This window comes from Rufibacter sp. DG15C, from assembly GCF_001577755.1.
In the GTDB taxonomy this organism is placed as follows: Bacteria; Bacteroidota; Bacteroidia; order Cytophagales; family Hymenobacteraceae; genus Nibribacter.
Window position 1 is genome coordinate 1,186,300 of sequence record NZ_CP010776.1, and the last position, 23,185, is coordinate 1,209,484.

At 51.8% G+C, this 23,185-nt stretch carries 18 protein-coding genes; 10 read left to right on the forward strand and 8 right to left on the reverse strand.

Going from position 1 to position 23,185, the window contains the following annotated elements:
- Nucleotides 1-89 precede the first annotated feature (89 nt).
- From TH61_RS04970 to TH61_RS05000, 7 genes are all read right to left on the reverse strand, one after another.
- Nucleotides 90-1,268 carry an ABC transporter permease gene (locus TH61_RS04970; RefSeq protein WP_066506612.1) on the reverse strand — a complete coding sequence of 393 codons (1,179 nt, stop codon included), beginning with the start codon at nt 1,266-1,268 and terminating at the stop codon, nt 90-92.
- Nucleotides 1,265-2,506, reverse strand: coding sequence for an ABC transporter permease (locus TH61_RS04975; RefSeq protein ID WP_066506614.1), 1,242 nt, complete (start codon nt 2,504-2,506; stop codon nt 1,265-1,267). Before TH61_RS04975 ends, TH61_RS04970 begins: the two co-directional genes overlap by 4 nt.
- Before the next feature lie 10 nt (nt 2,507-2,516).
- Nucleotides 2,517-3,209: an ABC transporter ATP-binding protein gene (locus TH61_RS04980; RefSeq protein ID WP_066506616.1), complete on the reverse strand. Its 693-nt coding sequence runs from the start codon at nt 3,207-3,209 to the stop codon at nt 2,517-2,519.
- 120 nt (nt 3,210-3,329) lie between these two features.
- A complete protein-coding gene (locus TH61_RS04985; RefSeq protein ID WP_066506618.1) occupies nt 3,330-4,790 on the reverse strand; it encodes a TolC family protein in 1,461 nt (486 codons plus the stop codon).
- Between the two features lie 9 nt (nt 4,791-4,799).
- Nucleotides 4,800-6,050: an efflux RND transporter periplasmic adaptor subunit gene (locus tag TH61_RS04990; RefSeq protein WP_066506620.1), complete on the reverse strand. Its 1,251-nt coding sequence runs from the start codon at nt 6,048-6,050 to the stop codon at nt 4,800-4,802.
- A 586-nt stretch (nt 6,051-6,636) separates the two neighbouring features.
- Nucleotides 6,637-8,709 (reverse strand): insulinase family protein, encoded by a 2,073-nt coding sequence (locus TH61_RS04995; protein WP_071887780.1) that lies wholly within the window; start codon nt 8,707-8,709, stop codon nt 6,637-6,639.
- A gap of 93 nt (nt 8,710-8,802) precedes the next feature.
- A complete protein-coding gene (locus tag TH61_RS05000) occupies nt 8,803-10,119 on the reverse strand; it encodes a pitrilysin family protein (protein ID WP_066506625.1) in 1,317 nt (438 codons plus the stop codon).
- A gap of 205 nt (nt 10,120-10,324) precedes the next feature.
- Between TH61_RS05000 and TH61_RS05005 the strand changes: the two genes are divergently transcribed.
- The 4 genes from TH61_RS05005 (at nt 10,325) to TH61_RS05020 (ending at nt 14,669) form a co-directional block, all read left to right on the forward strand.
- A complete protein-coding gene (locus TH61_RS05005) occupies nt 10,325-10,750 on the forward strand; it encodes a hypothetical protein (RefSeq protein ID WP_066506627.1) in 426 nt (141 codons plus the stop codon).
- A gap of 486 nt (nt 10,751-11,236) precedes the next feature.
- Nucleotides 11,237-13,663: a penicillin acylase family protein gene (locus tag TH61_RS05010; RefSeq protein WP_066512538.1), complete on the forward strand. Its 2,427-nt coding sequence runs from the start codon at nt 11,237-11,239 to the stop codon at nt 13,661-13,663.
- A gap of 35 nt (nt 13,664-13,698) precedes the next feature.
- Nucleotides 13,699-14,112 carry a hypothetical protein gene (locus tag TH61_RS05015; protein WP_066506628.1) on the forward strand — a complete coding sequence of 138 codons (414 nt, stop codon included), beginning with the start codon at nt 13,699-13,701 and terminating at the stop codon, nt 14,110-14,112.
- Between the two features lie 224 nt (nt 14,113-14,336).
- The gene (locus TH61_RS05020; RefSeq protein WP_066506631.1) at nt 14,337-14,669 is read left to right on the forward strand and encodes a hypothetical protein; all 333 of its coding nucleotides are present in this window, start codon (nt 14,337-14,339) and stop codon (nt 14,667-14,669) included.
- 133 nt (nt 14,670-14,802) lie between these two features.
- Here the strand turns inward: TH61_RS05020 and TH61_RS05025 are convergent, their stop codons facing one another.
- Nucleotides 14,803-15,603: a tetratricopeptide repeat protein gene (locus tag TH61_RS05025; RefSeq protein WP_066506634.1), complete on the reverse strand. Its 801-nt coding sequence runs from the start codon at nt 15,601-15,603 to the stop codon at nt 14,803-14,805.
- A 296-nt stretch (nt 15,604-15,899) separates the two neighbouring features.
- Here TH61_RS05025 and TH61_RS05030 point away from each other — a divergent pair, with 296 nt between their 5' ends.
- From TH61_RS05030 to nagA, 6 genes are all read left to right on the forward strand, one after another.
- Nucleotides 15,900-16,409, forward strand: coding sequence for an RNA polymerase sigma factor (locus TH61_RS05030; protein WP_066506637.1), 510 nt, complete (start codon nt 15,900-15,902; stop codon nt 16,407-16,409).
- Nucleotides 16,399-17,199 carry a HEAT repeat domain-containing protein gene (locus TH61_RS05035; RefSeq protein ID WP_066506640.1) on the forward strand — a complete coding sequence of 267 codons (801 nt, stop codon included), beginning with the start codon at nt 16,399-16,401 and terminating at the stop codon, nt 17,197-17,199. Before TH61_RS05030 ends, TH61_RS05035 begins: the two co-directional genes overlap by 11 nt.
- Nucleotides 17,200-17,223: 24 nt before the next feature.
- Nucleotides 17,224-18,060, forward strand: coding sequence for a DUF4097 family beta strand repeat-containing protein (locus TH61_RS05040; RefSeq protein ID WP_071887781.1), 837 nt, complete (start codon nt 17,224-17,226; stop codon nt 18,058-18,060).
- Nucleotides 18,061-18,093: 33 nt separating this feature from the next.
- Complete coding sequence (locus TH61_RS05045) at nt 18,094-18,804, forward strand: hypothetical protein (RefSeq protein WP_066506646.1); 711 nt, start codon at nt 18,094-18,096, stop codon at nt 18,802-18,804.
- A 542-nt stretch (nt 18,805-19,346) separates the two neighbouring features.
- Complete coding sequence (locus TH61_RS05050) at nt 19,347-21,797, forward strand: TonB-dependent receptor domain-containing protein (RefSeq protein WP_066506647.1); 2,451 nt, start codon at nt 19,347-19,349, stop codon at nt 21,795-21,797.
- A 151-nt stretch (nt 21,798-21,948) separates the two neighbouring features.
- A complete protein-coding gene (gene nagA, locus TH61_RS05055) occupies nt 21,949-23,094 on the forward strand; it encodes an N-acetylglucosamine-6-phosphate deacetylase (protein ID WP_066506654.1) in 1,146 nt (381 codons plus the stop codon).
- Nucleotides 23,095-23,185 lie beyond the last annotated feature (91 nt).

The window sequence follows — 23,185 nt, forward strand, 5'->3', positions numbered from 1 at the left end:
AAGATGAAGGTAGCGTTTTTGGCCTGTTTTCTGAAAAACAGGCCAAAAACGCTTTATAAAAACACCCTCCCAAAAAGAAGGACCGTGGTTTACTCTTCGTGCAAGGCCACAGCCGGCTGTATGCCTGAGGCCTGTCGGCTTGGGTACAAGGCGCAGAGCGCGGTCAGCAGGAAGATGAACACGCCCGCCAAGGCCATGCCCTGCCAGTAAATCTCTGAAGACAACTGAAACACATCCAGCAACGGAAACTGCACGGCCAGCAACAGCCCTAGCATCACCCCAAAGAAAGCCAGCACCACCACTTCGCCCACAAACTGAGCCCTGATCTGGCGCGTAGTGGCCCCCATGGCGCGGCGCAGGCCAATCTCTCCTGTACGCTTGTTGATGTTGTACCACAGGACGCCAAACAAACCCAAAGCCACGTTGAACACTAAGAACCCGCACACCACGGCCAGCGCAATCAAAGGCACTAACGTGAAATTGGCTTTGTTCTGGCGCATCTTCTCCAGCGTAGAAACGTCCATGGTCCAGCCCTTGGCAATCTGACCCAGCTCGCGCATCATTTTTTCTTCAAAGGCGATGTCTGTGCCTGGTTTTACCTTAATTAAAAGGCTGTTCCATTGGTAATCATCTTTGCCACGTTTGATGCGGGTAAAGTATGCGCCTTCTTCTGCACTGTATTCACTAGAAGCCCTAAAATAATCCATCACTCCAATCACCTGGTACTGGGTAGAGTCATTGATAGGCAGGAGCTTTCCAATGGGGTCTTCGTCGTTGAACAGTTCCCTTTGCAATTGTTGGTTAATCACAATGGGTTGGTGCAAACTAGTCCCATCCTGCGGCCCAAACCAGCGGCCCTGCACCACGTTCAACCCTAACACGTCTTTATACGGATCTTCTACGTCATATTGGTTGGCGTACAGCTCTTTCACGTTGCCGTAAGAAAGCTTGTTGTTCATGGTAGAGAAAGAGAAAGGCGCATTGCTACTGGATAAAGCGGCATGTTCCACTTCTGGGAAACTACGCACCCGCTGCATAATCTGCTCTTGAATCTGCGCGTTCTGGGCAGTAGAATCTGACCGGGTCTCCATGGTAAGGAGCCAGACATTGTCATGGGTAAAGCCCAGCGGTTTTTGGTAATTATGGTAGTTGTAGAGCGCAAAGCTGAGCACTCCAAACAGTACCAGAAAGGAGAAGAAAATCTCAGATATCAACAGGAAGTTACTTTTCTTCCGGTTCCAGATTAGTTTAAACAGATGGCGTATCATTTTGAACCTCCTCTCAGTGCCTCAACGGCGTTTAAGCGTGACATTTTATAAGCGGGGTACACCCCAGAAATTAACCCAAACACCAGGCACAGTAGAATGCCCCAGGCAAACACGCGCACATTGAGCCCCAGGTCTGCATAAGCAATGATGCCGCTCTGGTTAATAAGGTGCATGACGCCCAGAGACAAAGCCAAACCCACCATACCCCCAATCAAGGTCAGGAACACGTTTTCTACCACAAACTGACCAATAATCACCTTAGACGAAGCACCAAACGCTTTTCTAACCCCAATCTCAGAGGACCGCTCCATGATGCGGCTAATATTGATGTTCACCAGGTTAATGGTAGGCAAGAGCATGAACAAGAAGGCGGCCAGGGCCAGCAGGGAATAGAACAGGGCCACATTTGACTTCTCGCCTTTTCCCAGGGAAGTGCGCGCAAAGGTTTCCAGGATTGTGTCCGGGAAGGAATAGAGCGTGGACACCTCCTTAGGGTTCTTAATCTCCACCTGGGTCATCATCTGAGCGTACTCGTCCTTGATTTTTGACAGGTCACTCGGTTGCTTGGCTTGGATAATGGCGAAAAAGGTACCGCGCAAACCGTCGTTCTTGAACTCATTCTGACGCAACGTAATGGGCACCCACACATCAGCGTAAGAGTTGAGCCGTAGCACGGGCACGTCTTTCACCACGCCAATCACCTTGTATTTGACTTGGTTTACCACTATGTCCTGGCCAATGGCCGCGGCATCCCCGAAGTACTTTTTACGGGTATTCTGATTGATGACTGCCACGTGGCTGGCATTGGCAATTTCTTGCTCATTGATGGCCCGGCCTTCCAGAAACTCAAAATCCAGAATCTCCCAGAACGCCCGGTCTGTGTGCTTAAGATCCAAGGCCAGCTTTTGGTTGTTCACATAACTGTTAACCGTGATGAACACTGAGTTGATAGAGACCTTCTCTGGCGTTTGCAGTTTCTTCACATATCGGTCCAAAAAATAGTAACTGGGCGGACCGCTGCTGCTAAATCCCTGCTCTCCCTGCTCGCGCATCATGTTCACAAACAACAGCTTGTCGGTATTGCGCTCTGGCATCTGGGGCCCGAAGACATGGTCAAAGAGCGAGGTCACTACCATCAATACCATCAAAGTGAAACTGATCCCGAAGAGGCTGATGAAGGTGAAGAACTTGCGCCGTTGCAAGACCTTCCAGGCAATTTTTATATAGTTTTTTAACATGGCCGTGGTCTTAAATCTGCGCCTCCAATACCAAAGAATCCGCTACCTGCTGTCCGTCAAAGAACCTGATAAGGCGGCTGGTCTTGTGCGCCATGTTCTCATCATGGGTCACCATCACAATGGTGGTGCCTTCCTCTTTGTTGAGTCTTAGCAGGATGTCCATGATCTCTTCACCCATCACGCTGTCCAGGTTACCAGTAGGCTCATCTGCCAGGATAATCTCTGGGTTACCAGCCAAGGCCCGCGCAATAGCCACGCGCTGACGCTGCCCACCTGACAATTGGCTAGGGAAGTGACGCGTACGGGTGCTCAAACCTACTTTTTCCAAAGCCTCCAACGCCCGTTTGCGGCGCTCTGAACCTGAGATGTTGCGGTACAGCAAGGGCAATTCCACGTTGTCCACCACAGATAGGTCATGAATCAAATGGTAGCTCTGAAACACGAAACCAATCTTCTCATTTCTGAGTTTGGCCAGCTGTTTGTCTGAATGCGTCTTCACCGGAAGTCCGTCAATCACCACTTGTCCGGCAGAAGGCTCGTCCAGCAGGCCCATGATGTTGAGCAGGGTAGACTTTCCGCAGCCCGAGGGGCCCATGATAGACACAAACTCGCCGCGTTCCACGTGTAAGTTCACGCAGTTGAGGGCTACCGTCTCAATGGTTTTGGTGCGGTAGACTTTTTCAATGTTAGATAACTGTATCATAGTCTGATGTGCTAAGTTTTTTCTAATGTGCTATTTTCTTTCTCGTCTCTTTTGAAAAGGGTGGTATGCATATTTACATTTCGTTTTTGGCCTGATTGCTGGAAAAGAGGCCAAAAACAGTTACTCTTTGGCTAATAATGGCTGGCCGCGTTCAAAGTCATATAAAGTAAGGGCGCGCAGGCGGTAATAAGCCACCCAGAAATCCTGTAAGGCGGAGATGAAGGCCCGACGGGCCTGGTCTTTTTCTTGCAGGGCTATGTTCAAGTCTGTGATGCTGATGCGGCCTACCAGAAACGTGGCCTTGGTGATGTCATAGCGTTCCTGACCGATGGAATCTGCGGCGGCGGTGATGCGAAGGCGCTCTTTCAGCAATTCTATCTGGTTCACCTGCGTCAAAACGCTCTGCTCAAAAGCAGTCTGCTCTTGCTCCACGGTGTATTGGGTGAGTTGCAGTTGCGCCTGCGCCGTTTTAACTCTTCCTTTCTGCTGTCCCCAGTCTACCAGCGGCACGCTAAAGCCCAAGGTTACCTGCTGTTGGTTTTCGGGTTGCGCGAAGCTTTCGCCAAAGTTATTGGCGCTTTTGGTCAACCCGAAGGTGGCATACAGATTCGCATTAAAACCGCCTTTGCCTCTAGCTTCGGCTACGTCTTCCTGAGCTTGCAAGACCTTGCGCTGGTTTTGGAAGCGTTCTTTACGATTTTGCTTTGCTTGGTCTAAGGCGGCCTGCTCATCTACCAGTAAAGTAGGGGCTTCCTCTGGCGCTAGCACCGTAATTTTTTCGCCTTGCGGTAAACCCACATAAGCGGCAAATTGCATGGTAGCGGATTTCAACTCGGTGCTGGCCTCGGCCTGCGCCAGTTGCGCGTTCATAAGGCTTAGTTTCAATTGCAGTAACTCATTGCGGGATAGGCGGCCTAGGCGGTACTTCTCTTCGGCTACCTTGAACAAGGCTTGGTTGTTGGCCACGTTCTTAGACGCGATGTCATAATTCACCTGCTGCAAGAGCACTTCAAAGAAGCGTTGCGTAGCCGAGGTGGCCAAGTTCTCTCTATCTTCTAAATATTGACGTTCGGCCTCTTCATAGCGTAGCGGTTCAATCTTCTTCGCCCAGGCCAGTTGGTTGTAGCCAAACAACGGCTGACTGAACCCAATGATAGCCGGAAACGAATTGTAACGACGCTGGTCTTGGTTAAAATCATCAAAGCGCTGGCTCTGCGTAGTCACAAAAAACTGCCCGCCCGTCACGCCCACCGCTTGTGAAGCCGTCAAGGCCAACTCTGAATTACTAATAGATACCGCCCTGAAATCTGTGGTTCCATCTGGCTGCACCACTGGCACAATGCTTCTGGACATATTAGGCACCGTTCCGGTCAAAGAAAGTTGCGGCAGGTAATTGGCTTTAAAAGTGCGGTACTGCCAGTAACTGCTGGTTTTGTTGGTGGCAATCTGCTTAGCGCCTATAGAAGATTTAAGTGCCAGGTCAATGGTTTCCTGCAAGGTCAGTTGTCGGCCCGGCAGTTGCGCCACTGTAGTTTGAAACAATAGCACTAGCGCAACTAGAGAAAGGAATATCTTTTTCATGACGCAGGCCTAGTTATTGGTGAGGTGAAGCTCCTTGAGGTGCGCGTACTCCTTGGTATTGGAGAGGATGATTTGCTCACCAGCAGCGATGTCTCCCTGCAGTTCCACGAAGTCAAAGTTGCTGGCCCCGGTCTTGAGCGTGCGGCGGATGGCTTTGTCACCCTGCACCACAAACACGGCTTGCTCCTTGGCACCGGTATAGAAAGGCCCGTTCTTGACGCGCAATACATTTGGCCTGAAGTCTGTGAGCACAAACACTTCCACTCTTAGGTTAGACCGCAAAGACGGGTGATTTTTCTCCTGCAGGCGCACATAGAAGGTGATGATGCCGTTCTCAACCTTGGGCTGGATGTTGGCAATCTCGCCGCGCATGTCGGTGTTGTTGATGCGGACGGTGATGGGGCCGCCTACTTTCAATTGCTCGGCGTAGGTGTCAGAAATAGTGGCTTTTATTTTGAAGCTGCTCAAGTCGGCTACGCGGGCCAATGGGTCTCCGGCGTTGACGGTGGCGCCAATTTCCTCATTCACCCAAGTCACCACGCCTTTGCGCGAGGCTTTCACGTCTGCTTGGTCTAGTTGGCGCTGCAGTTGGCCAATGTCGCGGCGCTTCATCTCCAGTTCAAAGCCCACGTCTTTCATGCCAATGCGGGCGGCTTCTTGCTCGTCTTTAATCTGGCGTTGCAGTTGGTTCAGCTCTAGCATGGCTACTTTCAAATCCAGCTCGGCTTTCTTCACGTTTTCCTTAGTGCCCCCACCAATAGACAGCAAATATTGTTCGTCTGCCAGGGCAGCTTGCAAGCTCTTCACACGCACTTCTTGCACGGCGTAGCGGGAGCGGAGTTGGTTCACGTTCTTTCTAAGGTCGTTTTCTACTTGAGCGGTCTTGTTCTGCTTCAATTGCTGCTCGTCTCTCAGTTTCTCAAAAGAAGTTTGCGCCAGTTGCTTGTCTAGTTGCAGAAGGGATTCGCCAGAGGCGACCTGGTCACCTGGGGTATGCAGTACGCGTTCTATCTTGGCCTGAATGGGACTGGTGATGACTTCCTCGTTTTCGGGAACCACGGTACCGGTGGCGGTAAGCGATGCTTCTACCGCGCCTATCTCAACCGTGGCAAACCGTAATTCAGATTTCGCCACTCTGGTCTCTAGCAAAAGCCGGAAGCCCAACACGCCCAGCAACACGGTTACAACCACGGCACCTATCACCCAAAGGCGGCGGCGCTTAGCTTGCTGAACAACGGTTTGTGGTAATTCTCTATCCATTTTAATACAGGTTTGGTACCATTTTGTATCCAAGCGCCGTGCCAACTTATAAATGTTTGTTTTTAAGTGAATTACAAACTGTTTCATCACAACCCACTGTCCAGAAGTGGACACTCAAGTCCAGATGTGGTCAAGTTTAAAGTGTTCTTTCAAGGTTGTTTTCAGGTAGGGAATAAGGTTTTCGTTTTTGGCTTGTTTCTAAGAAATCAGACCAAAAACGATGCAGGGGCTGCAGGGAAAATTCCTTAAGGAAGAAGTTAGAAATGTTGCCCAGTCTGTAATCTGAAAGTTGGTAATCCGCTCTATCTGTGAAGTAGCAACCCCTCCACTTTTGTCATCCTTAAAGAATCTTGTGGCCAATCTGTAGTAGCGTTTACCAAGAGAGAAATAGAGTTCATGCCAGAGGAGAGTCATAGTTATTTCATGGCTAGGGCCTGTCTAGTTCGCTACCAAAATCCATTCAGGATGACAAATCTGATGAGGGATAGAGTTGTGATCAAGCACAAAAAAAACCGCTCTCATTTTTGGGCTCTTCTCTAGAAAAGAGGCCAAAAACGAGAGCGGAAATTAACTTAGAAAGAACGGCTTACTTCACTTTGAACAAATCGTCTTTCAGGTTCTTGTTGACTTCAATGCTGGTCACAGTGGAAGTGAGCACCTGGCCACCCACGTGCAGGTCAATCTGGTGCGGATACTTGAGGCCGTTCACTTCGCGGTAGTCTTTCAGGTCGGTGGTTTGGTTGGCGGTGCCTACGGAGGTTTGCTCCGTGGCTACTTCGCGCACCTTTAGGCCGGTCTCGCGGTCAAAGTAATGGAACGAGCGTTTGCCGCTGGGCAGGGTCAGTTCCAGTTTAAAGGCATCGCGGCCGTCTACTTTCTCCATGGTATTCAAGGCAAGTTGCACGCCCAGGTTGCCGTAATTGAGCACGCTAAGAAGAATGCCCTCCAGTTTCTGGTCCTGTACTTCTACCGTGCTCAGTTCTTTTATTTGACCTTGGGAGTTAAGTGCGCCTTGATTGCCGTTGATAGTGACGCGGTTCAGCTCCTCGGTGCCGTATTTGGTAGACATCAGCATTTTGTCGAAGCCTTTCTGCTGCTGGGTGATGGACAGTTCGCCGCCCGGTACTTTCATGGTGCGCTTTAAGGTAAGATCTTTCACTTTCTCCATGTTGGCCTGTCCGCCAATGGCCTTGATGTATGAGGCCAGCACGCTTTCTACGGTCACGCCTTGCGGCAGAGAGATGATGGGCGCCTCGGCTCTTTCACCGTAGGCGTCAAAATACCCAATAGGTTGGCTGGTGTTGAAACGCTTTAGAGAACCGGCTACCTGACGGGCATTGCCTACTACCAATAGGTGCGCGTTCTCTGGTTGCAGGTACTTTTGAGCGGCCTTTTGTATATCTGCCGGCGTGACTGCGGCTACATTCTTAAGGTAGTTGGCATAGTAATCTTTGGGCAGGCCGTAGCGGGCCGTGTTGATGGCGAACATGGCCACCGTCAACGGGTTCTCCAGGGAACGCGCGAACGAACCCGTCATCATGCTCTGCACTTTCTGCAACTCTTGGGCAGGTACCGGCTCCTTGCGCAGACGGTCCATCTCAAACAGAATCTGCGTGAAGGCGCTGTCCGTCACCTGATTTCTCACGTTGGCATAGGCCGTGAAATACCCCGCCAGCTTGTCTGCCGACAGCGTGGAATTTGAGCCGTAGGTGTAGGCGTGTTTCTCACGTAGGTTGGCATCCAGGCGGGCGAAAGAACCACCTAAAATGTTGTTCAACAAGGTAGCGGCAATCACATCTTGGCTGTTGGGTTTTAGGTCTACGGCGTAGGTCACGGAGATTTGAGACTGCACCGCGTTAGGACGATCCACTATGGCTACTCTGTTCTCTAACAAAGCAGCAGGCGCCGGATAAGTGGCAGTTGGCACATCACCTTTCTTCCATTTACCAAAGTACTGCTTGGCTAAGTTTTTGGCTTCTTTCACGCTCACATCGCCTACAATGGCTAAGTAACCAATGTTCGGCCGGAAGTAGGTGGAATAGTATTTCTGCACATCTGCCAGGGTGATGTTCTCTACGGTCTTCTCCGTCATTACGCCGCCGTATGGATGGTTTTTCCCGAACAGGAGTGACTGTTGCAGGTTTTGTTCCATCGCAGCAGGATCGGTTTTGCTAGCGGCAAGATTAGACAGCATCTGCTTTTTAAACTTGTCCAGTTCTTCTTGTTTGAACTGCGGATTCAAGGTTACGTCTGCCGCCAGTTCCATCAACTTAGGCAGATGCTTTTTCAAGCCAGATGCGGAGAAACCTGTGGCGCTGGTGTTCAAGGAGGCGCCAATAAAGTCCACCTCTTCGTCTAGTTTGTCTTTAGGACGGGTGGCGGTGCCACTGCGCATCAAGTAACCAGCCGCCGAAGTCAAGCCAACTTTGTCGCCTTCCAGCAGAGGGTCACGGTCCAGCACCAAGCTCATGGCTACTTTGGGCAGTTGGTGGTTTTCTACCACATACACTTTTAAACCATTGGACAAGACAAACGACTCATACGCGCCCAACTGAATGGTAGGAGCGGGACCCGCTACGGGCGGAGTCTGCTGCGCCTGCGCCACGTTTACCACCGCGGCAGAAAGTGCTAAACAGAAAATTGATATATATTTTTTCATCGAAATCTAAACTAATAACTGAAACTATTGAAGGCTTGAAACAGCATTCTTACTCGGCTCATTTTCAAATCTTCAAATCTGCACATCTTCAAATTATCTACCCCTTGGCAGGTAATGCAACACCACGCGGTTTTCTTTGGTGAGGTACTGGTTGGCCACCCGCTGAATGTCTTCTTTGGTCACGGCTAGCAACTTGTCCAGCTCGGTGTTGATGAGGTTGGTGTCTTTGTAGAGCACGTGGTAAGACGCCAGTTTCTCGGTGCGGCCTTCTAAGGTAGAAATGCTGTTGATGTACTCGGTTTCAATCTTGTTGCGCAGTTTCTGGAACTCCTGATCGGTGATGGGCTCGGTTTTCACGCGTTCAATTTCTGTATCTAGAGCACGCTCCAATTCCTGTGCGTCTACGCCCATGTTGGCAATGGCCAGGTTGATGAACAAGCCTGGGTGCTCTAACGGCATGGGGATTGAAGCCACTTGCACCGCTTTCTGCTGATTGTCTACCAAGGCCTTGTTCAGGCGAGAGCTCTGCCCCCCTGACAATAGCGTGGTCAACAGGTTGATGGCATACGAATCTGGCGTACCCTGCGCCGGAATGTGATAGGCCTGGATGACGGCCGGCAACTGAATGTTGTCAAAAATCACGCGGCGGCCTTCTTCCATTTGGGCAGGCTCGGTGACGCTGGGTCTAATGATGGGAATGTTACTTTTAGGGATGCTGCCAAAATACTGCTCCACCCAGGCCTTGGTCTGGTTCACGTCCAAGTCTCCGGCAATGGTCAACGTGGCGTTGTTGGGCACATAGTAGGTTTTGTAGAAGTTCATGAACTCTGGCAGAGAGGCCTGGTCTATGTACTGCGCCGAGCCAATAGGCGTCCAACGGTACGGAAACACGGAGTACGCCGTAGAGAACGTGTTTTCCAGCAGGGTGCCGTACGGCTGATTGTCAATGCGTTGTTTCTTTTCTTCTTTGACTACCTGACGCTGGGTTTCTACACCCTGCTCATCAATCTTGGCAGATTTCAAGCGGTCAGCTTCCATCCAAAGGCCCAAGGCCAATTGGTTGGACGGCAGGATTTGATAGTAATAGGTGCGGTCAAAGGAGGTGTTGGCGTTCACGGCCCCGCCCGCGCTCTGAACCATGTTGATGTATTTGCCGCGCGCCACGTTCTCAGAGCCTTCAAACATCAAGTGCTCAAAGAAATGCGCGAAACCGGTACGGCGCGGGTCTTCGTTCTTGGAGCCCACGTGGTACATCATGGTGACGGCAACGGTGGGCGTGGTTTTGTCTTGGTGCAGAATCACATGCAGACCGTTGGGCAGGTCATATTCTGTGAAGGCAATCTTGTTGCTCTGCGCGGCGGCGGTGAGGCCGGCACCCAGCAACAGGGTACTCAACAATAAGCGTTTCATTCAAAAAGCGTTAAAAAAAGTAAGGGTCCGTTTGGTTGGTTTGGCGTACTCAAAAATTGAATCGTCCTTAAAATTAACTCAAAAAAACGGAAATCAATTCTATTGGCCTGATTGCCTTGCCCCTAGAAATAAATTTTTGGGTGTATATTAACCTTCGGTCCGTTTCTCGTTCTAAGCTGTAAACCCTTTAATCCCCTTATCTAGTATGAAGACATTTAAGAAAGTCACCCGGTTGGCCTTTGCGTTCTCACTTTTCTTGATGGGCACCACCGCCTTCGCCCAGCAGGCCAACTCCAGCAACCCCAGAGCCAACCTCACTGCCGAGCAGCGTGCCCAGGCCCAGGTACAGCGCTACCAGAAGCAACTGGACTTAACGCCAGAGCAAACCGTTAAAATCACCGCCATTGTCACCGCCTCTGTGCAGGAAATGGATAAACTGCGCACCCCCGGCACCCGCCCAGACCGCCAAGCCATGCAAGCCGAAGCCCAGAAGCGCGCCTTGGAAATCAACGCCATCCTGACGCCCGCCCAGCAAGAGAAGTTTGCCGCCATGCTGGCCAAGCAGATGGAACAAGGCCAGGGGAAACGCCAACCCATCAGAGGCACCAACAAAACCAAAGGAGACATTTAATACATTCTTTTTGATAAGAACAGAAAAAGCCGAAGCCCACCGCTTGGGCTTTTTGTTTGAGTGGCGTTTTTGACCTGTTTTCTGGGAAAGAGGCCAAAAATGCTTGTGAGCAGTCCCTACTCCTAGAGGGAGAATGCTAGGATGAGAGGGCTGATGTTTGAGATAATGTAGAGACAAGGCAGTGCCTTGTCTCCCACGCATTGCTTTCTTTTGCTGATGTAAAACTGCTGATGTAAACATCCCTCTACAGAGCTACCGCTCGCTGCCTCAAACTCTCGTTTGGGCAATCCTCAAGGGGAGAATCTACGAATCTGATTTTAGTAACAGTTCTTTGCTATGCAACCGTCCTAGTAGTCATCCCCCTACCCCCTTCGAAAGGGGACGGAATGCGTCATCCTATTTCTAATTCTTAATTTCTACTATTTAATTGTCCGCTGAAAGCGGAACGGCTATCTTTCAGGACGCATCCTTTTGTTTTCTGCTTCTATGAAATGGTTGAAAGCGGCTCTGGCCACCTTCCTTGCAGTACTGGTACTCTATGGACTCAACAGAACCTACGGCGTGGTGCCGGCGCTGGGACCGTTCCTGAGCCCGTATGAAGGGTTTTGGCTGAACAGTGAGCGGGACGGGGATTTTGTGTCTCAGGATTTGACCATAGAGGGACTGCGGGCGCCGGTGCAGATTCGGTTTGACTCGCTACGGGTGCCGCACATCTTTGCGCAGAACGACCATGACCTGTACCTGGCCCAGGGCTACGTCACGGCCAAAGACCGACTCTGGCAGATGGAGTTCATGACCCACGCTGCGGCCGGTCGGCTCTCAGAGATTATCGGTGACCAGACCCTGGCCATGGATCAGTACCAGCGCCGCATGGGCATGATGAAATCTGCCAGGGAGTCTCTGCAAAAATTCGCCTCAGCCCCCGCCTCCAAAGCAATTGTGGATGCCTACGCCGCCGGAGTCAACGCCTACATCCAACAGCTTTCGCCAAGGGAGTACCCGTTGGAGTATAAGCTTTTGAAATACGCGCCAGAGCCCTGGACGCCTTTTAAAACCGCGCTGCTTTTGAAGATGCTGGCCTATGACATGACCGGCTTTTCAGATGATTTGCGCATGACCAACAACCTGCGCAAGTACGGGAGTACCGTCATGAAAGACCTGTTCCCTGAGTATCCCTTCCGGGAAGAACCCATCATTCCGGAAGGCACGCCAATAAGTTTTAAGCCAATGCCCGTTCCAACAACCCCGGCAGAGTTTGTGGCCGGTCTGGCCTCACATCAACTAGAACGCCAGAAGCCCGAAAACCTGGGCAGTAACAACTGGGCCGTGGCGGGCGCGCGCACCGCCAACGGCTACCCCTTGCTGGCCTCAGACCCGCACTTGAACCTGAGCTTGCCGTCTATCTGGCACGCGGTGCAGTTGCACGCGCCGGGCGTGAACGTGTACGGGGTGATGATTCCGGGGGCGCCGGGTGTGGGCATTGGCTTTAATGAGCACATAGCCTGGGGCATGACCAACGTGGGCTCAGATGTGATGGACTGGTACGAAGTCAAATTCAAGGACGCCACCCGCCGGGAGTACTGGCACGACAACCAATGGAAGCCCATCAAGCGCGTGCTGGAGGAAATCAAAATCAAAGGCAAGGCCTCCAAAATAGACACCGTTCTCTACACGCACCACGGCCCCGTGGCCTACCTGCCTAATGAGACCCCGTACCGCGAAGCCACCACGCCCATTGGTCATGCCCTGCGCTGGACCGCCCATGACACCCAAAACGAGCTCATGGCCTTGCACGGCGTAAACCGCGCCACCAATTACCCAGCCTTCAAAAAAGCCTTGACTACCTGGGCAGCTCCGGCCTTCAACTTCGTTTACGCCGATAGCCAGAACATTGCCATTATCTCCAATGGGCTCTTCCCCAACAAATGGAAAGGCCAGGGCCAGTACCTGCTGGACGGCACTAACCCCACCCACGATTGGCAAGGCTGGATTCCCATGGACCAGGTGCCGCAGGTCTTGAACCCAACGCGGGGCTTTGTGAGTTCAGCGAACCAATCTCCCGTCTCGCCCAAGGACTATCCGTATTATCTAGGGGCTTCGTTTGCCGGGTATGAGCGCGGGGCCCGCATCAACCAGCGCCTGGCCACCATGACCAAGGCCGCACCAGACAGTTTCCAGCGCCTGCAACTAGACAACTTCAATGTACACGCGCAGAACGTCCTGCCCACCCTTTTAAAGCAACTGGACCCAAGCGCTTTCACACCTGCGCAGCAGAAAGCCTACCAAGCATTTAGCACTTGGAAGTACCAATATGTAGCCGAAGCCGTCGCGCCTTCATTGTTTGAGGAATGGTGGAAGGCCCTTACGCGCAACACCTGGCGAGACGAGTTTCCGATAGAGAATTTCAAAGTACCGGCCCGGGACAGAACCGTACAGATGCTCTTACAGGAACCCACCGCCAAATGGTTTGATGACATTTCTACGCCGCAAAAGGAGACTATGCAAGACATCGTTCGGCTGTCCTTTACCCAAGCGCTGGACACCCTGACCAAAGACTACGGCGCGGTAACTGACCAATGGCAGTGGGGACATCACAAGAATTCCAGCATTGGGCACATGGCGCGATTGCCGGGCTTCGGGCAGAAGCTGTTTACTGGCGGGAGCGCCAATTCCATCAACGCCCTCAACGGTAGCCACGGTCCGTCCTGGCGGATGGTGGTAGAAATGGGCCCCCAAGTAAAAGCTTATGGCGTGTACCCCGGCGGCCAAAGCGGCAACCCCGGAAGTAAGTTCTATGACAACCTGGTAGAAGATTGGCGCCTAGGCAAACTGCATGAACTGTTATTCTTGAAGTCCTCAGAGGATAGGAATGGCAATACGAGTGTGGTGTGGGTGATGAAGGGGAAGAGGTAATTAAATACTTAAGTTGGCGATAATAAAACCATAAGATGAAAATTTTAAAGTGGTCATTTTACATCCTTCAAGTGCAAATATGCTTTATGTTAAGTGCTTGCGCCGGGGGAGATTATTCTTCAGAATTAAGTGGTGATTACTTTTACAGAGCCGAAGGAGGAGATATAAATGAAATCCTACCACATTTACCTAACAGAAAAGAAATTCCAGCTAATGTTCTAAGTTATGACTACAACAGTGATTTTATAATTGCTGCACAGAAACCCAATGCTACAGACGACCCTCTGTATGACAGCACTTTAACTTACCCATCCGGCAGAGATAAAATTTACTATTGGCTAATTGTCCACTCAGATACAATTGTACTTGGTCCATTAAATAAACAGGATTTTGACTTAGCACTTAAAAGGTATAATGTTCCAAGTAATTTAACCTTGCAGGTACCATAATCCAGTATTTTAGAAATTGATTTAATCCTAGTCTAATCATGTCTAAAATCTTCAATGGCAGTATAGTAATGACTATAATTAATGCTCTATCCAACAACAGGCTGGCATAAATGGCGAGAGGGCAACCAAGTACTCATAGATATTTTCCTGATGCCGTAATCTACATCCGCTTTCAGCCTCTTTTCACCAAAACAGCCCAAAAACGACAACTCAATTACTCACATATGCTCTTCCTCCTCATTCTTATTCTCAGCCTTGTTGCCCAGTTGTTTTTGCCGTGGTGGAGCGTGGCGGTGGTGTGTTTCGCGTTGGCCTTCTGGAAAGCGCATAGAGGCGGGCAGGCGTTTACGGCAGGCTTCTTGGGAGTAGGCCTCACGTGGCTGGGCGCGGCGCTGTTCTGGCAGATAATGAGTGATGGAATTTTGAGTGCACGGGTGGCGGAGATGTTCACCGTTGGGTCGCCGTGGGTGTTGCTGGCAGTGACGGTGATGCTGGGTGGCTTGGTAGGCGGACTGAGTGCCGTGTCGGGGTTCTTTGTGCGGCGGGCCTTGGTGTAGCGTTTTTGACCTATATTCTGGAAAACAGGCCAAAAACGGATACTGACTGCTTTTCAGAGCTAAATCACATTCAGCTTACCGAATACAAAAGCTGTCCGGCATCACTCAAGTATCAGATTCTACCCCTAAGGTTTTACCAGGTGATGGGGTCTTCATCCTCCCATCCTTCATCGTCTGAGCTGGCCAGGTCCTGGTAGGCGCCTCTTCTATCTTTCAGGGCGGTCTTTACGTGGCTGCGGTAGAGATAGGCCAACGTAAAATCCTCGTTGATGTCCAGGGCCTGGTCCAGGTCTTGGAGGGCTTCCTGGTATTCTTCCCGTTTCATATGCACGTAGCCGCGGTAGGCGTAGGCGAACTCCATGTTGGCGTTCATGGCAATGGCCTTCTGCAAATCCTGGAGGGCGCCGTCAAAATCCTGCAGGTAGGCTTTGGTGTGCCCGCGCTGGGCCATGGCATCGTAATAGTCGGGTTGCAGTTGCAGGGCGCGGTCCAGGTCCATGATGGCGGCATTGTACTGGCCCAGTTCATGGTTGACTAGGCCCCGCATGTAGTAGCAGTTGACGTTGGTCTTCTGGTAGGTGAGGGCCTGGTCAAACTTCTCTTTGGCCTGCGGGTAGAAGCCACCTTTGAACGCAATCACACCCAGGTTAAAATACGCCGAGCCGATGTTGGGATTGAGCTGAAGGGCCTTTCTGTAATCTACCTTGGCGGCGTTGAAGGCCTCCTTGTCAAACTTGGCATTGCCGCGGTGATAGTAGGCCAGGGCGTTGGCAGAATCCAGGGCGATGGCCTTGTCCAACTCCACAATGGCATCGTCAAAGAGGCCTTGCTCCAGTTTGGCCGCCCCCCTGCCCAAGAACTCCTGCGCCGTCTGGCCATAGCCCGGCCGAAGCGCTAAAAAGAAAAGCAGGGTAAGTAAAATGCGGGAATTCATAGGGGGTATGCCAAAAGTAAGATCATAAAGATAAGAGTTTTACAGCGGAGTTTCCAGCGCATTGAGCGCAAATAAGAATCAATTTGCCCAAAGTTAGCCTAGGCCGCTTTTTGCCTGTTTCCCGTAAATCAGGCTAAAAACGGCCTCTTTCATTCCAGCTAAATTCTTCGCATCTTCCCAGACAGAATCCTTCTTCAGTCCCACTAGAGGGCTGTTTCACTTCCATCTTTCAGAAAAAGGAAAATTTTTTCAAAAAGGCTGTAATGACTTGGAGCCTGCGTCGTCTTTGTTATTGAATGGACTTACAAGAGTTTAAAACCAAGGTACTCCCGGGCAAACAGAAGCTTTACAGGCTGGCGCTCTTCCTGTTGCAGAACAAGGAGGAGGCAGAGGACATCTTGCAGGACGTGTTCCTGAAACTCTGGTCCAACAAACACAAGCTCCACGCCTACGCCAGCATTGAGGCGTTTGCCATGACCGTCACCAAGAACCTGTGCCTGGACAGAATTAAAGCCCGCAAGCACAAGTACATGATAGACGTGGTGGACCTGGAACTGGGCTCTCATGACGCCAACCCCCACCAGCGCTATGAGCTCGCAGACCAGGTAAGCAAGGTGCAGGAACTGCTCCAGCTCCTACCAGAGCAACAGCGCCTCATCCTGCACCTGCGCGACGTGGAGGGCTACGACTACCCCGAGATTGAACAGGTCACGGGCGCCAACGTCAACGCCATCCGCGTGGCCTTGAGCCGAGCCAGAAAAAGCGTGCGGGACGGACTTTTAAAGATGGAAGATTATGCAATTTGAACAGATAGAACGCCTGCTGCAGAAATACTATGACGGGGAGAGCACCCTGGCGGAGGAGGCCCAGCTCAAGCGCTTCTTTGCAGAGACCAAGCTGCTGCCAGACCACCTCAAGCCACACGCTCTCCAGTTCAACCATTACGCCCAGGAGCAGGACGTGCAGGTAGACAAGTTTCTGGCAGACGACTGGCTGTTTGAGAAGATTGAGAACCCCACGGCGGCTACCAAAATCCCGGAGAAAAAGCAGAATTTCTTCCAGGCCTACGGTTGGCAGATGGCCGCCAGCATCAGCCTGTTGCTAGTCGCGTTTTGGGCCGGTCATTACTTCCTGAACTCACCAAGCACCGGCACCGCAGACGTGGTGGCCCTGCAAAAAGAAGTGCGCGAGATGAAACAGGTCCTGACCGCCTCTTCTTCCTCGGCAAGTTCTTCGGCCAGTGACCGCATACGGGTAGTGAGCCAGACGTTCAACACCCAGGAACTGGGCGACGCCGAAAACCAGGAAGTAACGCGCCTCTTAATCAAGACCATGACCGCAGATGAAAACGTGAACGTGCGTCTGGCCGCTTGTGAGGCTTTGCTCAAGTTCAAAGAAGACCCAACCGTGCGCAAAGCGTACCTACAGGCCCTGGGTCAGGAGAAGAACCCTTTGATGCAGCTGTCTTTGATTGATGTTGTCACGCATTTAAAAGACCTCAACGCCGCGCCGCAATTGCAGAAGCTGGCCAAGCAGGAGAACCTCTTACCCATTGTAAAAAACAAAGCCCAGGAAAGCCTAGGCACCCTTATCTAAAAATACACCTAACAAAGTACCGTCATGAAAAAATTAATTGTACTGGCAGGAGCATGCCTCTTGCTTGCCTTGGACTCTTTTGCCCTTTCTCAAGCAAAAAACTCCCCAGACACACCCGTCCTGGAGCAGAACAACACCCGCACCTACAAGGTGAAGCTGGGCAACGGCAAAGACCGCAAGGTTATCTTCAACCTCTTCAGTAGCCAAGTGACTATTGTAGGACATAACAGCGATGACGTGGTGATAGAAGGAACCGGTGCCAACACCGCCGCCCCAGCCCGCGCCGAAGGCTTGAAACCGCTTTACAACCAGCTGGAGGACAATACCGGCATGGGACTTTCGGCAGAGAAAGAAAACAACACGCTCACCATCACCAAAGCCTCTCGTGGCAACGGCAAATACACCATCAAAGTACCTAAAGATGCTTCTATTGTATTTAAAGAAGCTAATTGGAATAGTGCTAACCTTACGCTGTCTGAGGTAGACGGCGAAATTGAATTAATGCTCAAAAACGGCAATGCCACTTTGAACAACGTTTCAGGCCCTATTGTCGCACAGTCCATTAGCGGCAATGTAAATATAAAATACGCTTCTGTGGATCAGAAACAACCCAACGTCATCTCAACTGTCAGTGGTAAAGTAGACATTACCCTACCCTCCAACACTAAAGCCAACTTCAATTTAAAATCGCTACAAGGCGAAATTTATACCGACTTTGACATGAACTTGAAGAAGGAAAATAAAAGCGATTTGAATATGATTGGCGGCGGAGGCAACATTGAAGGTAAAACCAACGGTGGCGGTGTAGACATCACTATCATAAGCATCTCCAGCGACATCTACATCCGGAAGAAGAAATAACCACCTCTCACACCACCTAACACCTTACCTATCATGAAAAAATTATTGTTAATCGCCCTGCTATTGTGGGGTGCCGGGAACCTCTATGCCCAGAAAAAAACCGTGGAGAAGACCTTGGACCTGCCAGCCAGCAAGAAGGTGAACCTCAATCTCAAGTTCGGCAACGCCGTGAAAGTGACCGCCTGGGACAAGAAGGATGCCTACATAAAGGTGACCTATGAGATTAACGGCGGAAAACTGAACCAGGCCATGCTGCTCACCTTCACGTCAGGGCAAGACCAGCTGACCGTCCTGGCAGATTTGGACCATGAGCTCCTTAAGAACAGCAACTATGAAGGCGACTGCCCTGAGGGCGCCACCACCAGCTTTGGCAACTATACCAAGGGTCAGGCCAGGAAAGGAGCCTGCACGCAGATAAACTATGAGATTTTCCTTCCCAAAGACGCCCACATCACCCTGGAAACCATCAATGGCGACGTTGAGCTGAGAGGCTTCACCGGCCCTATCAAGGCCAAGTCCATCAGTGGATTCGTGGACATGGACTGGCCCACCCAGAAAGGGGCATCCGTGGCTCTTAAAACCATCACCGGCGAGGTCTTTACAGACCTTCCCATCGCCTTCCCAGACAAGCAAAAGGAAATCCCCATGGTAGGCTATGAGCTCAAAGGCGATGTCAACAAAGGCGGCTCTTCTATCCAACTGGAATCCATCAGCAACAACATCTACCTCCGCAAGAAAAAGTAGTACCTCTATTTCAGGCTGCTCTCCCCTAGGCAGCCTGGAATAGAGGTAGCTAAAAATTAGAAATTCCAAATTAGAAATAGTCCACGCATTTCGCCCCCTTACAGGGGTAGGGGGAGGGCAAGGGCGCTTCTATCCAGAACTTCTAGTACCAAATGCAGACTTTCCGTTTTTAGCCTGCTTTCCTGAAAATAGGCCAAAAATGCCGATGCTGCTTACTCCAAAGACCTCTTAGCGTCCGGCAGGACCTGCAAGCGTCTGCGCCAAGAACCTTTGCCAAGCGCAGATTCTCCCCTTGAGGATTGCCCAAACGAGAGTTTGAGGCAGCGAGCGGTAGCTCTGAAGAGGGGTGTTTACACAAGAACATAAAATCAGCAATGCGCAAGAGACAAGGCGGTACCGTTGTCTCTACAGAAGCAACAACGCCAACCCCTCATCCTCACCTCCCGTTTTTGGCCTGATTTCCAGAAAACAGCCTAAAAACGCTTCCAGCCTTCCTCAGGCTTTTCAACCACATCTTTTACCGCCTCAATTCTATCTTACCTATGAAAAAAAGTCTTCACTTTTTGCTGGGATTGCTATGCCTTTTCCTGAGCAATACCACTGCTTCGTTTGCGCAGGCCTCAAGCGCTTCCCTACCCATTTCAGCCTCTCCTAAAACCCTGGGTACCATCACCGGTACGGTCACAGACTCCACCACCGGTCAACCCGTAGAGTTTGCCACGGTGGCCCTCACGCTCCTCAACGCTACCCAGTCTGTGGATGGGGCGCTGTCTGATGAAAAAGGGCAGTTCACCTTCAGCAAAATACCGGCGGGCCAGTACCAGGTTACGGTCTCGTATGTGGGCTACCAGCCGCACAAGACCAATTCGGTTCAAGTAACAGAAAATCAGTTGGAGGTGACAGTGCCAATCATCCGGTTGAGAGCGGTGGAGAACCGGCTGAAAGAAGTGACCGTGGTAGGGCAAAAGCCTTTGGTAGAAGACAAAGCCGACCGCCTGGTCTACAACGCCGACCAGGACATCACCAACGCGGGCGGCACCGCCGAGGACGTGCTCAAGAAAGTGCCCTCCTTGACGGTGGACGTGGACGGCAACGTGCAGCTGCGGGGCTCTGGCAACGTGCGGGTGCTGGTGAACAACAAAGCCTCCAGCCTCTTGGCCACCAGCGTGGCAGACGCGCTCAAGCAGATTCCGGCAGACATGATTAAAAGCGTGGAGGTGATTACCAGCCCCTCGGCTAAATATGACGCCGAAGGCTCTGCGGGCATCATCAACATCATCACCAAGAAAAGCCTGCTGCCGGGCGTGCATGGCAACGTGGCAGGCATGGTGGGCACGCAAAGCACCAACCTCAATAGCACGCTCAACGCCCGGCGTACTAAGCTAGGCATGAACCTGAGCGTGGGCGCCTTTACCTATGACGTGCCCAAAGGCTTTGGCATGTACCGGCGGGAGTTTGCAGAAGGCCAGGACATCATCACCATCCAGGACGGGGACGGGAAAGTATTTGGTGGCGGAAGCAACGCGCAACTGGGCCTGGACTATGACCTGGACTCTGCCAACCTCTTCTCGGCGGGTGTCAAAATCAACCAGGGCAAGTACCGCGGCGAAAACCAGCAGATTACTACCGCTACCGTGGCCCGGCCCTACAACTACATCAGGAACACCAGCCAATACCAGTTCACGCCGCTGGGCACCGACGTCAACCTGGACTATACCCACATCTTCAAACCGCAGCAGGAGCTTACTTTGCTGGGGCAGTATAGCCGGTCGGCGCATGGCAATCTGGTGGACCAGGACCATTTTACGCAGCAAGAGGAGCTGTTTTACGTGCAGCGCAACACCAACCAGAACGTGAACCGGGAGCTTACCCTGCAATCTGACTACACGCATCCGTTCCTGAACAAAGCCACCCTGGAAGTGGGCGTGAAAGCCATTCTGCGCCGCGCCGAAAGCGATGCCCAGTATGACATCCGGTTTCCGCTAGAGAACAAGTCCCTGCCTGAGGAGAACAACTTCCACTACCGCCAAGACGTGGCCGCCGGGTACCTGTCCTATGGGTTTACGCTGGCCAAGCAGTACGCCGTAAAAGTGGGAAGCCGGTATGAGCACACCTGGCTGAGCGGGGATTTCACCAGCACCCAAACCACGCTCAACCAAGAGTACCACACGCTCATTCCCAGCTTTTCGGTGTCCAGAACGTTCAAGGAAATCCACACGGTCAAGGCCAACTACACCCAACGCATCCAGCGGCCGCACATCTTCCTGCTGAACCCGTACCGCGACAGCCGGGACCCCAAAAGCGTCTTCTTCGGGAACCCGGCGTTGGACCCAGAACTCACACATTTGTATGAACTGGGCTATAGCACCTTCTTTAAAACCAGTTCGGTGGTGGCCACCATGTACCTGAGAAAGGTTAACAACGTCATTCAGCAGGTGTACCTGGGCATTGAGGAGGGCGTGGCGCAGAACACCTTTGTGAACGCAGGCAAGTTACTGAGCTATGGGCTCAACCTTTCGGGCTCCACCAAACCGGTTCCTTCACTCAGCCTCAACGGAAACCTGAATGCCTATTACAACCGCCTGCAGGGCCTGGGCGGACTGGCCACCGGCTGGCAATACAACCTCAACCTGACTACGGGTTATGAGTTTGGCAAAGGGTTCTCGGGTCAGTTTACCAGCATGTTCAACTCGCCCAGAGTCACCTTGCAAGGCCGCGCCCTGGCCTGGCAACAGTACAGCTTGGCGGTGAAAAAGGAATTCTGGGAAAAGAAGGCCAGCCTGACCCTGGGTGTCAACAACCCGCTTACCAAATCCGTGAACTTCGGGCAGGAAACCGTGACCGACGCCTTTGTGCAAACCAATGAGAATAGGAATTTTAACCGCGCGGTGCGCCTAAGCTTTGACTATAAATTTGGCAGGCAAAATCCGGCTGCCAGCGCGGCGCGCAAGAAGAAAGCCATCCGGAACGATGACGTGAAACAGGGGGAGTAGCGCTGGGGTAAACATCCGTTTTCCAGCCCGGCAGCTGCCAGACTTCGGCTACTTCCTCCGTCTTTTAAACTTGAACAGTTATTTGCCGTGTAAAGCTTTGACGTTTCTGGCCTATTTCCCAGAAATTAGCCAAAAAACGAAAACACTCCCTATGCGCACTGCCCTTTGCAACGGTACCATTTATTCGGGTTATTCAATCTTAGATCGCCACGCGGTGATTTTTGAGAACGGCCGCGTGTTGGAGATTCTTCTGGAGGGAAATTTGCCAACTGATGTCACCAAAATAGACGCAAAGGGCGGCATCATCTGCCCGGGCTTTGTGGACCTGCAGGTGAACGGTGGAAACGGCATTTACTTCACCCAACACCCTACACTGGAGAGCCTGAACAGCATTAGGGACGCGCATCTGCAGTTTGGCACCACCAGCTTTTTGCCCACGGTCATCTCGGCGTTTCAAGAGACTATTTTGCAGACCATTGACGCCGTACGCGAGGCCATGCACCAGTACCCCAGCACGTTTCTGGGCATGCATTTGGAGGGTCCCTACTTCAGTCTGGAGAAAGCCGGCGCTCATGACGTGGCCTGCATCAGGACGGCCACGCATGAAGAGCTGGACATTCTGCTGGGAGCCGGCCAGGACGTCATCAAGTACCTGACCCTGGCTCCTGAATGCGTAGAAGATTCTGTTTTGCAAAGGCTGTTGGATAGCGGTATCGTCCTTTCGGCGGGGCACAGCATGGCCACCTATGACCAGGCCATGCGCTTCTTCCAGCAAGGCGTGACCGCGGTGACGCATCTCTACAACGCCATGAGCGGTATGGACACCAAACACCCGGGACTGGCCGCCGCTGCGCTAGACTTTGGAAAAGCCTGGACGGGTATCATTGTGGACGGCGAACATTGCCATCCCGCGGCGGTTCGGCTGGCCAAGAAGGCGCTGGGCGAAAAACTGCTCTTAATCTCAGACTGCGCCGCCTGCGTCAACTCAGACATTCCCTACACCCAGTTCGGGAATTTCAGGTCGTATTACCGTAACGGCCGCTGCGAAACCGAGGACGGCCGCTTGGCCGGCTCTGCGCTCACCATGCTCAAAGCCATGCAGAACACCGTGCAATTGGTGGGCATCCCTCTAGACGAAGCCCTAAGAATGGCCACGCTCTACCCGGCACAGGTCCTCCAACTAGAAAATCAAGTGGGTCAATTGGTGCCCGGTGCCTTCGCCAATCTGGTAGTGCTTCACCAAGACATGAGCTTACAACAAGTTTGGGTAGACGGTCAGCAAGTGAGCTTAGATTAATAATTGTTTTTAGCCTGTTTTCTGGAAAACAAGGCAAAAACGAATCTTCTCTCATCAGCGCTCAAAAGGGTGCAGTTCCAACTCATATTTC